Annotated in this window: 19 protein-coding genes; 13 read left to right on the top strand and 6 right to left on the bottom strand. The window is 43.1% G+C overall.

Going from position 1 to position 16423, the window contains the following annotated elements; genetic code table 11:
• Window positions 1-158: 158 nt before the first annotated feature.
• Window positions 159-1103: a DUF302 domain-containing protein gene (locus tag IMZ28_RS10595; protein WP_197548561.1), complete on the top strand. Its 945-nt coding sequence runs from the start codon at window positions 159-161 to the stop codon at window positions 1101-1103.
• Between the two features lie 614 nt (window positions 1104-1717).
• On the opposite strand, the gene IMZ28_RS10590 is transcribed toward IMZ28_RS10595, so the two are convergent.
• The gene (locus IMZ28_RS10590; RefSeq protein ID WP_197548560.1) at window positions 1718-2155 is read right to left on the bottom strand and encodes an MOSC domain-containing protein; all 438 of its coding nucleotides are present in this window, start codon (window positions 2153-2155) and stop codon (window positions 1718-1720) included.
• Window positions 2156-2432: 277 nt separating this feature from the next.
• Between IMZ28_RS10590 and soxC the strand changes: the two genes are divergently transcribed.
• From soxC to soxZ, 4 genes are all read left to right on the top strand, one after another.
• Window positions 2433-3764, top strand: a complete 1332-nt coding sequence (gene soxC, locus IMZ28_RS10585) for a sulfite dehydrogenase (protein ID WP_197548559.1) — start codon at window positions 2433-2435, stop codon at window positions 3762-3764.
• On the top strand, window positions 3745-4875 hold the full coding sequence (locus IMZ28_RS10580; RefSeq protein ID WP_197548558.1) for a c-type cytochrome: 1131 nt from the start codon (window positions 3745-3747) through the stop codon (window positions 4873-4875). The genes soxC and IMZ28_RS10580 overlap by 20 nt, the downstream gene beginning before the upstream one ends.
• 93 nt (window positions 4876-4968) lie before the next feature.
• A complete protein-coding gene (locus IMZ28_RS10575) occupies window positions 4969-5424 on the top strand; it encodes a thiosulfate oxidation carrier protein SoxY (protein WP_197548557.1) in 456 nt (151 codons plus the stop codon).
• Between the two features lie 45 nt (window positions 5425-5469).
• Window positions 5470-5769 carry a thiosulfate oxidation carrier complex protein SoxZ gene (soxZ, locus tag IMZ28_RS10570; RefSeq protein WP_197548556.1) on the top strand — a complete coding sequence of 100 codons (300 nt, stop codon included), beginning with the start codon at window positions 5470-5472 and terminating at the stop codon, window positions 5767-5769.
• A 75-nt stretch (window positions 5770-5844) separates the two neighbouring features.
• Here the strand turns inward: soxZ and IMZ28_RS10565 are convergent, their stop codons facing one another.
• Window positions 5845-6312, bottom strand: coding sequence for a hypothetical protein (locus IMZ28_RS10565; RefSeq protein WP_197548555.1), 468 nt, complete (start codon window positions 6310-6312; stop codon window positions 5845-5847).
• 258 nt (window positions 6313-6570) lie between these two features.
• Between IMZ28_RS10565 and IMZ28_RS10560 the strand changes: the two genes are divergently transcribed.
• Window positions 6571-7530 (top strand): MBL fold metallo-hydrolase, encoded by a 960-nt coding sequence (locus IMZ28_RS10560; protein ID WP_197548554.1) that lies wholly within the window; start codon window positions 6571-6573, stop codon window positions 7528-7530.
• 135 nt (window positions 7531-7665) lie between these two features.
• On the opposite strand, the gene prfA is transcribed toward IMZ28_RS10560, so the two are convergent.
• Complete coding sequence (gene prfA, locus IMZ28_RS10555) at window positions 7666-8733, bottom strand: peptide chain release factor 1 (RefSeq protein ID WP_197548553.1); 1068 nt, start codon at window positions 8731-8733, stop codon at window positions 7666-7668.
• Between the two features lie 57 nt (window positions 8734-8790).
• On the bottom strand, window positions 8791-9060 hold the full coding sequence (gene rpsT / locus IMZ28_RS10550; protein WP_197548552.1) for a 30S ribosomal protein S20: 270 nt from the start codon (window positions 9058-9060) through the stop codon (window positions 8791-8793).
• Window positions 9061-9238: 178 nt separating this feature from the next.
• Here rpsT and glmM point away from each other — a divergent pair, with 178 nt between their 5' ends.
• The 4 genes from glmM to IMZ28_RS10530 are packed head-to-tail and all read left to right on the top strand — an operon-like array spanning window position 9239 to window position 12811.
• A complete protein-coding gene (gene glmM / locus IMZ28_RS10545) occupies window positions 9239-10576 on the top strand; it encodes a phosphoglucosamine mutase (protein WP_197548551.1) in 1338 nt (445 codons plus the stop codon).
• Window positions 10576-11025, top strand: a complete 450-nt coding sequence (gene lspA, locus IMZ28_RS10540) for a signal peptidase II (protein ID WP_197548550.1) — start codon at window positions 10576-10578, stop codon at window positions 11023-11025. Before glmM ends, lspA begins: the two co-directional genes overlap by 1 nt.
• Window positions 11022-11969 carry an esterase-like activity of phytase family protein gene (locus tag IMZ28_RS10535; RefSeq protein ID WP_197548549.1) on the top strand — a complete coding sequence of 316 codons (948 nt, stop codon included), beginning with the start codon at window positions 11022-11024 and terminating at the stop codon, window positions 11967-11969. The genes lspA and IMZ28_RS10535 overlap by 4 nt, the downstream gene beginning before the upstream one ends.
• A complete protein-coding gene (locus IMZ28_RS10530) occupies window positions 11966-12811 on the top strand; it encodes a paraquat-inducible protein A (protein WP_232087479.1) in 846 nt (281 codons plus the stop codon). Before IMZ28_RS10535 ends, IMZ28_RS10530 begins: the two co-directional genes overlap by 4 nt.
• A gap of 307 nt (window positions 12812-13118) precedes the next feature.
• Here the strand turns inward: IMZ28_RS10530 and IMZ28_RS10525 are convergent, their stop codons facing one another.
• Together IMZ28_RS10525 and moaC are read right to left on the bottom strand one after the other, a co-directional pair.
• Entirely contained in the window at window positions 13119-13388 is a 270-nt protein-coding gene (locus IMZ28_RS10525) for an HP0495 family protein (protein WP_197548548.1), read from the bottom strand.
• 66 nt (window positions 13389-13454) lie between these two features.
• A complete protein-coding gene (gene moaC / locus IMZ28_RS10520; RefSeq protein ID WP_197548547.1) occupies window positions 13455-13928 on the bottom strand; it encodes a cyclic pyranopterin monophosphate synthase MoaC in 474 nt (157 codons plus the stop codon).
• Between the two features lie 157 nt (window positions 13929-14085).
• Between moaC and IMZ28_RS10515 the strand changes: the two genes are divergently transcribed.
• The 3 genes from IMZ28_RS10515 to IMZ28_RS10505 are packed head-to-tail and all read left to right on the top strand — an operon-like array spanning window position 14086 to window position 16421.
• Window positions 14086-14763: a recombinase family protein gene (locus tag IMZ28_RS10515; RefSeq protein WP_197548546.1), complete on the top strand. Its 678-nt coding sequence runs from the start codon at window positions 14086-14088 to the stop codon at window positions 14761-14763.
• Window positions 14764-14765: 2 nt separating this feature from the next.
• The gene (ccoG, locus tag IMZ28_RS10510; protein WP_197548545.1) at window positions 14766-16223 is read left to right on the top strand and encodes a cytochrome c oxidase accessory protein CcoG; all 1458 of its coding nucleotides are present in this window, start codon (window positions 14766-14768) and stop codon (window positions 16221-16223) included.
• A 9-nt stretch (window positions 16224-16232) separates the two neighbouring features.
• Window positions 16233-16421: a hypothetical protein gene (locus IMZ28_RS10505; protein ID WP_197548544.1), complete on the top strand. Its 189-nt coding sequence runs from the start codon at window positions 16233-16235 to the stop codon at window positions 16419-16421.
• The last annotated feature ends 2 nt before the right edge of the window (window positions 16422-16423 follow it).

Below are 16423 nucleotides of genomic sequence, written 5' to 3'. Positions count from 1 at the left end.
CTTTTTCTCGTATAACCTCTCTCCACAATTTTCACACTTTTTCTTTTTATACTCCTTTATGATTTGTTATAAATCTATATTAAATGAAGTTCAGCTATAATTAATGCGTTATTTCGGGTAATACCGAAAGCTATGATAAAACACAATAAAGGAACAGTATGAAACTGATCAAAGGTTTACTGGTAGCACTTTTAGTGGTGACCGGACTGACAGCGGCGGACAAAACGTTCAAGAATGATGTAAGAGTGTGGCAGGCAGACAATGCTGATAAAAAGATTACACCGAAGACGATAGAAGAGGCTTTTAAAAATGCCGGTTTCGTCATTGCAGCAAACAATGATATGAACTTCCCGTTCAAAAGAGACTTCAAAACAACACATATGGATGTGTATAACCTGATGGTAGTCTTTAGAAAAGATACAGCACTTGCATTGGCTGAGAAGTACCCGGATATCGGCCTTTTCACACCGATAAGTATGTCTATCTACACACCAAAAGGTGCAAAGACTATCTCTGTATCTACACTCAGACCGGAGATAATGGCAGACATGATGAATATTCCAAGAGACCATCCTGAGATGATCAAACTTGGTCAAAAGATCGAAGAGGCTCTTAAAGCAGCAATGCCAAAAGGAAAGTTCATCGAACTTCCGTATGCGTCTAAAAAGCCTGCTAAAGAGGTGATCACACGTATCACTATGGAACAGCAGGGTGATGACTGGGAAGATGCCAAAGATGACTTTGAAACGGCATTTGAAGAGAAGCTTGCACCAAATGGTTTTGTTATGGCAGGATTTACCGATCTTAACTATGACTTTGATGAGCATGATAAAGACTGGTATCTCTTCTATGATGTGTATTCAATCTGTAGTATCCCGGTTATTTACGAAGTATCAAAACTTCACCCTGAAGCAGGAGCGTTTGCACCATGTTCTGCATACAAGTATCAGAAAAAAGGTGAAAAGACTATCCATATGGCATTTCCAAATGTTCACAAGTGGATTGGATCTCTCAATATCACAGACAAACCGTCTATTGATGTACTTCTCGATGCGCAGGCAAAATTTGAAAAAATGCTTAAAGAGTTGAAAGAGGGCAAATAGTCTTTTACTTCTCCAGCCGGAGGCAAAGACTCCGGCTGCACACTGCATAACTTTCCATATTATTACCGCACCAACTAAATACCTCAAACTTTGAGAGAACGAGACGAGGCAAGATGTGCGTGAAAAAATCTGAAGGACTACCCGTAGGTAATTCAAAGATTTTTTTGCGTGCAGGTTGTCTCGTATCGTTCTCCCCGAAGGGTGCAGCACTTTCGCCTACATACGGCGTTAGATTTTCTTGAATTAGCCTCCGGCTAGTCCTGCGAAAATCTGCCTTATCTGTGAACGAAATTGCAGCATCAAAGTTTGAAGTATTTAATTGGTACGGTAATAAACTACGTTTCTTTTAAAAAATGATATATTGCAGGTTTGGCGATGCCAGACGTTTACAGTCAAATAATGCATCTTGGGTTTGCTGGATATATAATGACTTTCGGTCTAATGTCGTTTTTTACAGACATTTGTTGTAACTAAGCCTGGAAGAAGCAGGTGGAGATGTTATTGCTCCCCCAACGAATAAGCTGAACTTTTGAGAGAACGAGAAGAGGTAAGGTGTGAACTGAGAAATGTGTAGGGCTACCCGTAGGTAACGCAAAGTAAAAGCGCGACCGGATTTAGAGAATACGGATAGAATCCCCGGTTTTGATCTCTCCCTCTTTGACTACTTTTGCAAAGATACCTCTGTCATCCTTTAGAAGTTTCGGGATGTGTTTGTTAAGTTTTGCCAAGTGGTTGCAGAGAGTACAGTTCTGGGTGATCTCCAAAGTTGCAGTACCTACCTGCAGTTGTGTGCCAAGGGGCAGATGATACGGGTTGTAGTCTATGAGGAGATTCTCCCCCAGGTACCCGTGAGGCATGCTGGTACCAAGCTGCTCCTTGACTATATGGTAACTCTCAAGGGAGGTAATGAGTACTGTACGTTCCGGAGCCGTATTATAATGCTTGTCTTCGCTGATCCCTTTAGGATCAACAAGAACACTCTGTCTGGCAACAGGGTATTCTATGCCTTTCTGGGAAATGAAAAGGGCATGTATCTTCCCGACCTCTTTCATGGTATTATCCTCTTGTTTATGATCCTTTATTTTATCATAATTAAGATAATGAAGTATGCTTTCATTTGTTCTATTTTTCTGATTATATTAAAATATTTTATTGATAATATATTGGAATTGCTAATAATATGTATATTTTTTACGAATATTGTGAGACAAAAGAAAATATTTGTTATTTTGCTTGACAATTTAACTCAATTTCGATTACAATCAATGACAATAGTGTCTCTGCTCATATCGAGATAGGAGTGCTACATAAGAAAAATAAGGAGGTAATATGACTAAGATAAGTAAAGCTTCTGAAGCTGAAACCATTCAGTCCGGCAGAAGAGACTTTTTTAGAAAATCGGCGGCATTCTCGGTCAGTGCAATGGCGGCTGCAAGTGTAATGGCACCGGTGAAGATAGATGCAAAAGAGCATAAAGAGCTCAAAGGCGATCCAGCAATTTTGGAAGAGAAACCATGGGGAACAACATTCGGTTATCCTGTAACACATAACTTGTATGGGCAACCATCACCGTATGAGCATAATGTTACAAGAAGGAACACCAAACTCCTCTCTTCAGGTAACTGGTATGCATCGATCGCGATGTGTCCGATCCAGGATATGCAAGGGGTGATCACACCAAACGGTCTTTTCTTCAGCCGTTGCCACGGTGGTACAGCAGAGATCGACCCTAATGAACACAGGTTAATGATCCACGGTCTTGTTGAGAAGACATTGGTGCTTACCATGGATGAACTTAAGCGTTACCCGAGTGTAAGCAGAATCCACTTCATAGAGTGTCCGGCAAATGGTGGTCCGGAGTGGAGAAACCCGCAGTTCCCGTCTATTCAGTTCGCTAAAGGTATGATGAGCTGTGCAGAGTGGACCGGTGTCTATATCAAAGATATTCTTAAAGATCTTGGGTTGAAACCAAATGCAAGATGGATGCTTGCAGAGGGTGCAGACAACTCTCATATGGGGAGAACGGTACCGATCGACAAGGTACTTGATGATGCAATGATCGTTTGGGGACAAAACGGTGAAGCACTCAGACCAGAGCAGGGATATCCGATCAGACTGCTTGTACCGGGATGGGAAGGTAACTTGTGTGTGAAATGGCTGTGCCGTCTTGAGTTTGCTTCTGAGCCATACTATGCAAAAGAAGAGACAGCAAAATATACAGCACTTAAAAAATCAGGTAAAGCGATCCAGCACTTCTATGCAAACGAAGTGAACTCTGTCATTACCACACCGTGCCCTGAGAAGCCTTGGACGGATCTCAAAAAAGGCGATATTGTAGAGATTGAAGGTCTTGCATGGTCTGGTATGGGTACGATAGAAGGTGTTGATATCTCATTTGACGGTGGTAAGAATTGGGTAGAGGCCAGTTTGAAAGGTCTTGTATTGCCAAAAGCATGGACAAGATTCAGCTACATTTACAAGTATGAAGGAAAACCATTGCTGCTTTCGAGTCGTGCAAGAGACAATGCCGGACATATTCAGCCGACAGTCAAGCATGAGAGAGAAGTAATGGGTGTAGAATCAGTCTACCACAGAAACGGTATCCATACCTGGGAAGTAACAGCAAAAGGGGAGGTGAACAATGTTCAAGTCTTATCGTAATGTATTGTTGTCGGCAGTTGTTGTAGCGGCTGCATCAACGACACTGTTTGCAGGAAGTGATGCGTCACGTACCTATGCGAATGGTAAAAAAGTTATCGATGGTGGTGTGACATATCCTGTGAAAAAAGGAAAGACATCAGCTTACTATGTAAATGAAAAGGCACATAAAACATCTTTTAATCTTGGAAGAGCAGCAACTCCTGATGAGATAAAAGCATGGGATATCGATGTAATGCCTGACGGTACCGGTCTTCCTGAAGGAAAAGGTACAGTTGAAGAAGGTGATGCAGTATATGAGGCAAAATGTGCCTCCTGTCACTTTGATTTCGGTACAGGCGGAGCAGGATATCCGGCACTTCAAAAAGGGAATGCCTATGAAGGACAAAAGAGTTTGACAAACCAGAGACTGACTCCGGATGATGATGGTCCGATCCGTGTATTCGGTACATACTGGCCGCAGGCTAGTACACTTTGGTGGTATATTAAAACCGGTATGCCTCACCCTGCACCAATGACTCTGACTGATGATGAAGTATATGCATTGTGTGCATATATTATCTCTATCAATGAATTGATGATTGATGGAGAAGAGCTTGATGATGAATATGAGCTCAACAGAGAGAAGTTCTTGAAACTTGTTATGCCAAATAAAGATGGTTTCGAGCCGAAGATTGACGGAAAGAACGGTCTTGAGAATGCACGTAAGTATTTCAACGATGTCAGCAATTACGGAAATGGAACACGCTGTATGAAAAACTGTTTCAAAGGTGAAGCAAAGATCGCAAGAATTCAGGGAGCAGGTATTAGTGACTATCAGCCACCTTTGTCTAACAAAAAAGACCTTCCTGCAAAAAAAGAGGGAGCAGGTACAGAACATCCTGGTAAAAAAGCATATGAAGCATCTTGTTCTGTATGCCATGCTACAGATGCAATGGGTGCACCTGCAGTCGGTGACAAAAAAGCCTGGGCAGCAGTGCTGAAGCAAGGTATCGACAAAGTTTACGATAATGCGATCAATGGTAAAGGCGGTATGCCTCCAAAAGGCGGTACATCACTTTCTGATGAGAAGATCAAAGAGATCGTAGACTATATGGTGGGTGCAAGCAAATAGTAAATTCACATTTGCTTCACGATTATTAGTGTATAATGGTATCCAAGGTTACAAGCCTTTGGTACCTATCAATTTCAGATAAAAGGAAATAGTATGAACAGAAGAAATTTTATTGGTTTTGGTGTGTTGGCAATGGCAACATTGCCAGCAACTTTAAGTGCACTGAGCACGATCGACTTTAGAAAAACAAAGCCTGATGCCTGGACAGCACATACTGTACCTGATGCGATCAAAGCTTTGTATGGTGATATCAAGCCCGAAGAGAGCGGAGTAACAGTAAAAGCACCAAAGGTGGCAAGTAACGGAGGAGCAATCCCTGTAACAGTGAAGTCTGATCTTGTAGCGAAATCTGTAGCGGTATTCCAGGATGCAAACCCGGAAGCAACAGTATGTGTATTCTCATGTGACAAAGACTCTATCATTGACTATATGTTTAAGATCAAGATGAAAAAATCCGGTACGATCACAGCTATCCTCGAAGGTGCGGACGGTAAATTCTACAAGGGTGCTATGACTCTTGAAGTTGCACTTGGCGGATGTGAAGGTTAAGACCTGCACGACTTGTAAAGAATTGAGAAAAGATAAAGGAATATCATGGGTAATATGAAAATCAAAGCAAAAGAAAAAAATGGTGTTATTGGCGTAAAAGTAATGGCTAAACATGACATGCTTACTTACGACCAGGCAAAGAAAAAAGGGAAAGAAGCAAACTTTATTACGCACATTTCTGCAAAAGTGGGTGATAAAGTAGTATATGATGTCTCTACAAGTCAATTCTGGTCCAAGAACCCGCAGTGGAAATTCAAGTTTAAAGGACAGAAAGGCGGAAAGATCGAGATTACATGGACAGATCTTTCGGGAAAAACTGTGACAGAGAGCAAGAAGATAAAGTAATCTTCTTACTTTCTTTTTGCCTGATCCCTGGGGACAGGCAAAGGATTCAGGTACTCTAAGTGATCAAGGGATCACTTAAATGACTTGACTCACTTCGAACCAGTGTATCTCTTTGCGAATGAGTGTTGCTTCTTTTCTGCGTTGAAAGTGTAATGCTATGTCAAAGTTCTCTTTCCCGTACCCTTCTTTGTATTCATCGATGAAAGCAGCATAGACCTCTTCTCGCATGGCTGAGATCTCATAGATCACTTTATGGTAAAGCTGCTTCTCTTTTTCAACGACACTTCTGTCTACTTCCCTGAGATTGATGCTTCCGTACCGCTTGGCTTTTTCCTGTGTCAGATTCATCTCAAGATATGCCCGCATAGAGGCGATCATATGCTCGAGTTGTGAGAGAGGAAGTTTGTCTGGATTGTCATCAATCAGTGTAGCAATATCCTGTGTGTATCCCCATCCACCGCTAAGCGGCAGGTCAGTATCGAAAGCTGCTTTAATGACAGTTCGGATATTTTCAGTTGAGTCGATCTGTTGAAATTGCGACATAGTTGTTCCTAAGATATTATATTATCCCGAATTATGCAATAGAAACCACTCTATTTCACACAAATCATTGCACCATAGCCATTTACGAGAAAATCATCGATTAACCTTTGGGTTAACCTCAAATTTTTTGCAAACACCTATAGCGCAAGCATTTGGTGAACTTCGAGTGATTCTAATGCATATTTCGGGATTATGGTGATTATTATATCGGATTCACTATAATTTTAGTAAGAAATAAGAAAATGGAGAAGGTATACAATGAAAAGAGTAACAGGTAGTTTGATAGGGGTACTATTGTTGATGACAGGTCTGAATGCTTTTGTATTGGGAAAATACGGAGAGTTCAAATTTGAAAAACTGCATGAGAATATTTATGTCATGCATGGACCAGTTACTGAACCGAACAAAGAGAATGAAGGGTTTATGAACAACCCTGCGGTGATTGAAGGGAAGAACGGATTGATCATTGTTGATCCGGGAGGGAACTACAATATAGGGGAAAAAGTACTTTCAGAGATAGAGAATGTCAGCAAAAAACCGATCCTGGCGATCTTTAATACGCATAAGCACGGTGACCACTGGTTTGCCAACAAGGCAATTGCAGAGAAGTATCCCAAAGCGGTTATTTATGCAGATGAGCATATGATAGCCGAGGCCAAGGCAGGTGAGGCGGAGAAATGGTATAATATTTTGGATCGTATGACCGGGAATCTCAAAGGCACAAAGGAATTTGCCTATCCGACAAGAGCCTTGAAGATGGGTGACAAAATAGAAGTTGACAGTGAAATATTTGTAGTAAGACATCCCAAAACAGCACATACAGATACTGACCTGCTTATCGAACATGTCAACTCAAATACACTCTTTTTGGGAGACAATGTAATGAGGGGACGCTTTGGTGCTTTTGACAGTACCTCCAGTGTTTTTGGGAACAGAAAGCTGCTTGAGGAGATCATGGCCGAACCGGAAATGAAGATGTATGTACCGGGACACGGACAATCAGGCAGAAGAAAAGAGACGGTAGAACCATACCTTGCCTATTTGAAGGTGATCACAGAAGAGATAGCAAAAGCATATGAAGATGAAGTGGAACCTTATGAAGTTGCAGATAAAGTAAAGGCACGATTGGAAGCCTATAAAGCATGGGACGGTATAGAACATACGCTGGGACGCCATTTGGATAAAGTGTATGCAGAGATAGAGGCAATGGATGAATGAACCGTAACACTGTTGGTGTTATTTGGTATTGAGTGTTGCAGGTTTAGGTGTTGCCAAACGTTCTCCTGTTTTGACAGACCAACGTAATATGTTTGGCATGCAGGGTGTGTGTTCATGCACCAAGAGATCAGATGCCTACAGTCCTGCTTCCTGGATGGCTTCTGCCTGTGCATGGGCAATAAGCGGGTCGATGACCAGCTGCAGGTTCCCGTTGTTCATGACATCATCCAGAGCATAGAGGGTAAGTCCAATGCGATGATCAGTGAGCCTGTTCTGCGGGTAGTTGTAGGTTCTTATCTTTTCAGAGCGATCTCCTGATCCAACCTGAAGTTTACGCTGCCCGGCTGTTTCGTCAAGCTGTTTTTGAAGCTCTGCTTCATAAACACGTGCTTTGAGTACTTTCATTGCCTTGTCACGGTTTTTGTGCTGTGACTTTTCATCCTGGATCGCGACGACAATACCGGTAGGGATGTGTGTAAGACGTACAGCCGAGTCGGTAGTATTGACCGATTGTCCTCCACAGCCGCTGGAGCGGTAGACATCCATTTTGATCTCGTTTGGTTTGATATCTACCTCGACATCATCCACCTCCGGGATAACGGCTACAGTGATCGCTGAGGTATGGACACGCCCTTGTGTTTCTGTATCCGGAACACGTTGTACCCGGTGTGTCCCCGCCTCATACTTGAGCTTGGAGTAGACACCTTCTCCTTTGATCTGTGCAATAAGCTCTTTGTAGCCACCTGCTGTCCCCTCACTGGAGCTGACGATCTCAACCCTCCATCCCATCTGTTCGGCATAGCGTGTGTACATTTTGAACATATCTGCAACAAAGAGGGCACTTTCATCCCCTCCTGCTCCGGCACGAAGTTCAAGATAGATATTCTTGTCATCATTCTTGTCTTTGGGGATCATCAACACCTTGATCTCCTCTTCGAGTTCCGGGAGTACAGGTTCAAGTATGGAGAGCTCCTCTTTGGCAAGGTCTCCCAGTTCGGGATCACCCAGAAGCTCTTTGTTCTCTTCTATGGCTTCTGCTGTTTCAATGTAGCGCCTGGCTTTCTCTACCAGTTCATTAAGTCCCGCCTGTTCTTTGCTTAATTCTGTCATGCGGTTGATATCACTGGCAATATCCGGGGAACTCAGCAGTTCACTGATCTCATTGTGTCTATCGATAAAAGGTTGAAGTTTTTCTTTGAACATAGGCGTTCTTTGTATTGAATTTTAAATTGAGATATTGAAGGGGAGGTCGAAGACTGCTTATGCAGCTTCGATATTGTTTACCATCTTGTGAAGACGGCTTACTTTTCTTGCAGCAGTCTGTTTCTTGATGAAACCTTTGCTTACAAGTGAGTGGATCTGCTTGTTTGCGATCTTGAATGCTTCAGCGGCAGCTTCTTTGTCTGCTGCTGCTACTGCTTCATGAACCGCTTTTACGATATTTTTGATACGTGTTCTATAGTATCTGTTTCTTTCTGTTCTCTTCGCCGTTTGCAAAATACGCTTTTTTGCTGACTTGTGGTGTGCCATTAGGATTCCTTTTTGGATATTGTTGTAACACTCATATACTATAGAGTGAAAATAGTTGGCGAATAATATCTAAAAAAAGATTAAATATTTATTAATAAACTTAAAAGAGGCTAAAATCAGGGAGGTTAATGAAATTTCGATAAAATTAAGTCTGATAAATTATGGCAAGGAACTTATTGTGACTCTTTTTGGAACAGATGGTGTACGGGGGGAAGCGGGGAAAAAGGTAAGTGCGATCAATACGATGCGTCTGGCAATGGCAACGGGGATCTACTTCAAACAGTTTGCAAAGACTAACAAGATACTGGTAGGGAAAGATACACGCCGCAGCGGCTATATGATAGAGAATGCATTGGTATCGGGTTTGACGGCAGTAGGCTTTGATGTGATCCAGATCGGTCCTATGCCGACACCTGCTATCGCATTTTTGACAGAGAATATGCGTTGTGATGCAGGGATCATGATCTCTGCCAGTCATAATCCTTACTACGATAACGGTATCAAGTTCTTCGACAGCGAAGGGAATAAGCTTAACCGTGAAGAGGAAGAGAAGATCGAGACGATCTATAGAAATGAAGAATCACTTGAAGCGGCACAAGTGACGGGAAAGGAGATTGGAAAATCCAAGCGTATTGATGATGTCATCGGGCGCTATATCGTCCATATAAAGAACTCCTTTCCCAAGTCCCTGACTTTAGCAGGAATGCGTATAGTGATCGATTGTGCCAATGGTGCGGGGTATATTGTCGGTCCGACCATATTGCAAGAGCTTGGTGCGGAAGTTGTGGTTATCGGTGATGAACCGGACGGCTTCAATATCAATGAAGGGTGTGGTGCGATGTATCCGGAGAATCTGGCCAAAGTTGTGCTGGATAAACGTGCTGACCTGGGGATCGCACTGGATGGTGATGCAGACAGACTTGTGCTGGTGGATGAGAAGGGTGAAGTAGTCGATGGCGACAAGCTGATGGCGGTACTTGCTGTGTATATGAAAGAGCAGGGAACACTCAGGGGAGACGGTATGGTGGCTACAGTGATGAGCAATCAGGGGATGGAAGAGTATCTTGCCTCATATGGGCTTAAGCTCTACCGCTCTGCTGTTGGTGACAAGAATGTTGTGAAGCTGATGCAGGAAAAGGGTATCAATTTCGGTGGAGAGCAGAGCGGGCATATTATCTTCAGTGATTATGCAAAGACAGGAGACGGGATATCAAGTGCGCTTCAGGCACTGGCTTACCTGGTAACCACCGGACAAAAAGCGAGTGAAGCCTTCAACCCCTATGAGTCGTACCCGCAAATGTTGGTGAACCTTTTGGTAGAAGAGAAGCGGCCGTTTGAGGAGATAGATGGACTAGAAAACCTCAAAATGGAGATCGAATCAAAAGGGATCCGGCATCTCTTCCGCTATTCAGGGACAGAGAACAAGGTCCGTCTGTTGCTTGAGGGAAAAGATGCGAAGGTACTCGAAGAGATGATGGAGAAGAGTGTAGCCTTCTTTAAAGGTGTACTCATTTAATGCGCGCTTTTTCTGTTTTTTTGCTGGTGGCAATCGGTACTTTTATTATTGATCAAAATATCAAAGCACTCTTCCTGGAAGGGTATTTCCGCCCGGGAACGTGTATTGACCTGGAACTTCACTTCAATAAAGGGGTGGCCTTTTCGATGTTTGCATTTATGGGACCGTATTTGAAGTGGATCCAGGCAGTGTTGATCGCAATGATCCTCTTTTATGTCCTGAAGGAGGGATACATGAAGCGTTATGCTTTTCCTGTCGGCCTGTTGATAGGTGGAGCGCTGGGGAATCTCTATGACCGTTTCGTACATGAAGGGGTGGTTGATTATGTGGCTTGGCATTGCGGCTTTAATTTTGCCGTTTTCAATTTTGCAGATGTTGCGATCGACCTGGCAGTTGTCTGGATCATCATTATGGTTTATCTTTTCCCGGAAAAAACCAAAACATCATGAAATATCTTTTACTCCTCTCTCTTCTTGCGGTAAATCTTTTTGCAGGGATACGGACGATCGACATCACCCCTTCTGATAACAATGGCAGTACGCAAAGTATACGGATTTTGGATCAGAAAGTGCTGAACTATAGTGTGATCGACGGGCTGAAATTCTCAGAAATCTCCGATGTTGCCTACTGGGCCAAAGCGCAGAAGCTCTTTATGATCAGTGATGAGGGAAAACTGTTTGTTTTTCATGTCAGGTTCGGAGAGAAGATAGAGGAGCTGGAAGCAATAGAAGCGGCGAATCTGACTAAAAAAGGCGGCAAGGCATTTAAAAAATGGGCCAAAGACAGTGAAGGGATGACGATCGATGCCAAAGGACGACTTCTGATCTCTTTTGAAGGAAAAGCGAAGATCGGCCGGTTCCATAAAAACTCTGATAAGATCGGACAGCGTATTAAAAAATATACTATCCCTGCCCTGCTGCAGAACCCCAAAAACTACCGTTCAAGGAACAAGTCGCTTGAAGCGCTGGCCTGGCATCCGGAGTATGGTATTCTGACTGTTGCTGAATGGCCGCTGAAACAGGATGATAAAAAACAGCAGACCGTTTATGCACTGAACGGAAAAAAATGGCACTTTAAAGCAGAACCTGAGAGAAGAAGTGCAGTATCGGCTATTGAGGTTATGGAGAGTGGTGATCTGCTGGTCCTTGAACGTTCCTATACAGGCTTGACAAACCCTTTTGTAGTGACCCTGAAAAGAGTCTATTTGAAAAATTGCAAGAAAGGGATGTGCCGGACAGAGGTACTGGCAAAAATGAACACTCATAAAGGTTGGAGTGTCGATAACTTTGAAGGTTTGGCGAGAGTCGGGAAAAACCGTTATGTGATGGTCAGTGATGATAATGACAACTTTTTTCAGCGTACTCTTTTGATCTACTTTGAGGTGAAAGAGTGAAAAAGATACTGCTCTACGGTATGATGGTCTTGCTGCTTGCAGGTATTGTTTTTTGGGGCTTGGAAGCCTATAAGGAGGCTAAAGCATATGAAAAAGATACCGCTTCACTGACAGCACAAATGGATGCGAAGGCACTGGCAGAGTATCGGGCCAGGGAGTGGGTGGAAAAGCTCTCGTTCGGACTTTATGAAAATAAGGAACGTGAAAGACTGAAAAAGACAAAGGAAAAGCTCCAGAGGCACAAAGCCAAAAGTATGGAGTATACACGAAATGCAATGATACTTCTGTTAATACTGCTTGCGTTCTTCCCTCTCCTCTCTTTGCGTGCATTTACTTTTTTTGGTGCAGCAGCTGCCGGGATTGTACTGTTTTTCGGACTCTTGAGTCCGATACTGATGGTAACGATCCATAAAGAGGTGGAGTACCTGGGGGACGTGATACTCTCATTTGAGTCCAAAAGCGTGCTTGGGTCCATAACGAAGCTCTTTGAAAGTGGAGAGAGTGTGGTCGCTCTGGTCATTTTGCTCTTTTCCGTACTGATCCCTTTTGCGAAGACATTGTTCATGATGTTCGTAAGCCTTTTTATGAAGAGCCCGTCTGCGCATGGTGTTGTAAAGTTTTTTAAAATGATCGGAAAATGGTCGATGGTCGATGTCTTTGTGGTGGCGACTTTCCTTGTTTATCTGACCGGTAATAAAGAGAGTGTCAGTCGGGCAGAGGTTGAGGTGGGGCTGTATTTCTTTTTGGCCTATGTGATCGTCTCTATGCTGGTAAGCCTGAGTGCGGAGAGGATGCTGCACCAAGGAGAGAGGGGAAAAGCATTTTATTACCGCACCAACTAAATACCTCAAACTTTGAGAGAACGAGACGAGGCAAGATGTGCGTGAAAAAACCTGAAGGACTACCCGTAGGTAATTCAAAGATTTTTTTGCGTGCAGGTTGTCTCGTATCGTTCTCCCCGAAGGGTGCAGCACTTTCGCCCACATACGGCGTTAGATTTTCTTGAATTAGCCTCCGGCTAGTCCTGCGAAAATCTGCCTTGTCTGTGAATGAAATTGCAGCATCAAAGATTGAGGTATTTAATTGGTACGGTAATAGCTGTCTGTATGGCAGTTCCGATGGTATTTTGGTGCTTTAATGATCTTTGTTTCAGATCACCATATTGACATCTTCATGGTCTTGAAAGCATTTGAAGAGTCTGTCTCTCTCTTCCTGGGACTCAACGACACATGAAGCATTATAGGTATGGAATTTTCCTGTTCGGGAACTGTTCCCGAGAGAACAGAGATGTTCCTTTTCTCCCATTACCTCTTTGATGCAGGCTTTAAGCTTCTCTTTGTCTTGTCCGATGATCTTGAACCCCCACCGGGTCGGATATTCTATTTTGGGTTGTTCTTGTGTGTTGTTGTCCAATACCATTGATAGACTCCTTATTGTAGTTTATAGATTATAGTAAAGTTTCTTCCAAAAGGCATGCAACTTTAGTCAAGCTCGGTTAAAATCACCTGACTTTCCACCACTTTTATGCTCAAGCTGTATATTTTTAATGACCATGCCTTTGTCGATTGCTTTGAGCATATCGTAGATGGTAAGCAGTCCGATACTGACACCGGTGAGTGCTTCCATCTCTACACCTGTCTGTCCGTTAAGCTTGGCAGTGACAGTAAGTTTGAAGCCAGGTAGTTCCGGTAACTCTTCAATGTCTGTTTTGACTGAAGTAAGCATAAGCGGATGACACATAGGAATGAGTGTACTTGTCTGCTTTGTCCCCTGTATCGCTGCAATAACAGCGGTTTGAAGGACCGGGCCTTTTTTTGCCGTATTGGAGACCACTGCGTCATAGGCTTCCCTCCCTACTTCTATGATACCGCTTGCCACAGCGATACGTACGGTATTGTCTTTGTCTGAAACATCGACCATTTTGGGCTTGTTCTGGTCATCTAAATGAGTGAGGTTCACGATCTGTCCTAAATAATGTTTTTTGCATTTTAGCATAAAAAATGACGAAAATAAATGCACTATGACGTTAAAAAGAATAAAATGACGATAATATTTAATTTATAATTGATTTTTAACATCAAAAAGAGTAGAATACCACAAATGAGAAAGGAGAATTATGACTTATGCATATTTAAGACAGATGCCAAATTGCAGCAACCTGTCCCAACAGCAGCGTAATATTCTCTCTTTTGCATTGACACAAGGGTTACAGATAGATAAAGAGGTGATCGAGTACAGTACGAAGAACCGTCCCATTGAAGAGCGTGAAGAGTTCGAAAAGTTCCTTCACTCCTTAAATGAAGGTGAAGATATGATTGTAGTCGAGCATTTGGCGATCCTGAGTGACGGAGTAGAGGAGCTTGTCAAGGTGATCAACTGTATGTTGAGCCGGGAAATCGTTCTCTATATCGCAAATACAGGGACTGTTATTAAAAAAGAGGCTGTGTTGGTCGATGTCTTTCCTCTGCTCAATGATCTCAGAGAGGCACAGAAAGCCAAGACAGGACAGATCGGTCGTCCCAAAGGGAGCCGTTCCTCTTCAAAGTTCGATGTCTATCAGCCGCAGATCATCTCTCTGTTAAAAGAGGGAAAAAGTGTAAGTGCCATTGCAAGAGAGCTGGGAGTAAGCCGCAGTTCACTGAAGGATTACATCGAGTCAAGAGGTATCAGGGAGTTGGTGGAAGGGTCTTGGATGGAGATATCTTCGCCTCGGCAGATCCCCGGTGTGGACAACACCGTACTGATCTGTCCGTTCGAACAGGATAATAATAATCATAATGAAGAAAGGATATAGCTATGGAAGCAGCAGTTGAAGTTGAAGAGAAAAAGCCTAAAAAAAACCAGGCAAAAGAGTATTTAAAAGGGTGGGTACCGTACCGTATCAAGCGCTACTGGGCCTATGTGGCAGCAACGGTCATAGCACTGGTCATGCCTTGGATCACCATTAACGGAAACCATCTGTTCCTATTGAGCTTTGACCATAAGAAACTGCACCTTGCCGGTGTAGCATTTGATATGCAGGAGCTCTATCTGATGCCGTTCCTGCTTATGCTTCTTTTTCTTGGTATCTTTGCTGTGACGGCAGTGGGCGGGAGAGCATGGTGTGGATGGGCCTGTCCTCAAACGGTTTTTCGTGTGATCTACAGAGATTTTATCGAGACAAAACTTCTGGGACTCCGCAAACGTATCAAAAATAAGCAGAAAGAACCTGATATGAGCAAACCGGAGAATAAGGTTAAGAAGGTGATCGCAATTCTGCTATGGTCTGTGCTGGCATTCATAGCGGCAGCAGATTTCCTCTGGTATTTCGTTCCTCCCGAAGAGTTTTTCCAGTATATACAGAACCCGAGTGAACATATGGTACTGATAGGAATGCTGGTTGGTACAGCACTCTTTTTGATCGCGGATATTGTGTTCATCAAAGAGGACTTCTGTATCTATATCTGTCCTTACAGCCGTGTACAGTCGGTACTTTATGACGATGATACACTGATGGCGATCTATGATCCGATCCGTGGAGGGGAGATTTATGAAGGGCATGGGAATGAAAGGCATAAGGAGTTCAGTAAGCAAAAAGAACTGCTTGCTGTCAATCCAAATGCAGAGTGTACTACCTGTGAAAGCTGTGTAACGGTCTGCCCTACACACATTGATATTCGTAAAGGACTGCAGCTTGAGTGTATCAACTGTCTGGAGTGTGTGGATGCCTGTACAACAGTTATGGGTGCATTGGGCAAACCAAGCCTTGTCCAATGGTCGAGTGTAAGAGAGACGGAGAGACATGAAGGAAAGACTCGTATCTTCAGGCCGAAAGTGATTGCATACTTTACAGTGTTGGTACTCGTGCTTGTGGCACTTTTTGCTATGGGAAGCACAAAGGAGAATATGCTGTTGAACATTAACAAGACAACAAGACTCTATAAGATCCTTGATAATGGAGAGATTGAGAACGATTATATATTCCTCTTTGCCAATACCGATAGCAAGAGACATACTTACTTCTTCGAGATAGAGGGTGACCTGAAAGAGAAGATCGAGATTGTCAGACCAAAAGAGCCGTTCAGTATTGCACCAGGCAAAAAACGCAAGAAAGTCGTTGTATTGAGAACAAAAGAGAAACTGGCGGACAATGCACGTAAAGATGTACCGATTCCTGTAACGATCAAAGCGTATGCAGTAGATGACAAAGAGAAGGTCGTGGTCACAAGACATACGGTATTTGTCTATCCACGTGCAGACCTGTTAAAAAAGTAAGGTGAGAATATGATGCAGAATGAACCGACACTGGAGAAGATAGAAGACTACTATAACCAGGAGAGTAGAGAGAAGCGTATGACGGTATGGATCGTGATCCTGTCCGGTCTGCTTATTGGTGCTCTTTACAGTATCATCAGTATGAACAGTGTGGTTGATGATACATTGAAAGTGAGAACAGATATTATAAAATACTAGGA

The organism is Sulfurovum indicum (assembly GCF_014931715.1).
In the GTDB taxonomy this organism is placed as follows: domain Bacteria; phylum Campylobacterota; class Campylobacteria; order Campylobacterales; family Sulfurovaceae; genus Sulfurovum; species Sulfurovum indicum.
The sequence above is the reverse complement of the archived record's forward strand: the minus strand, read 5'-3'. Positions and strand labels throughout refer to the sequence as shown.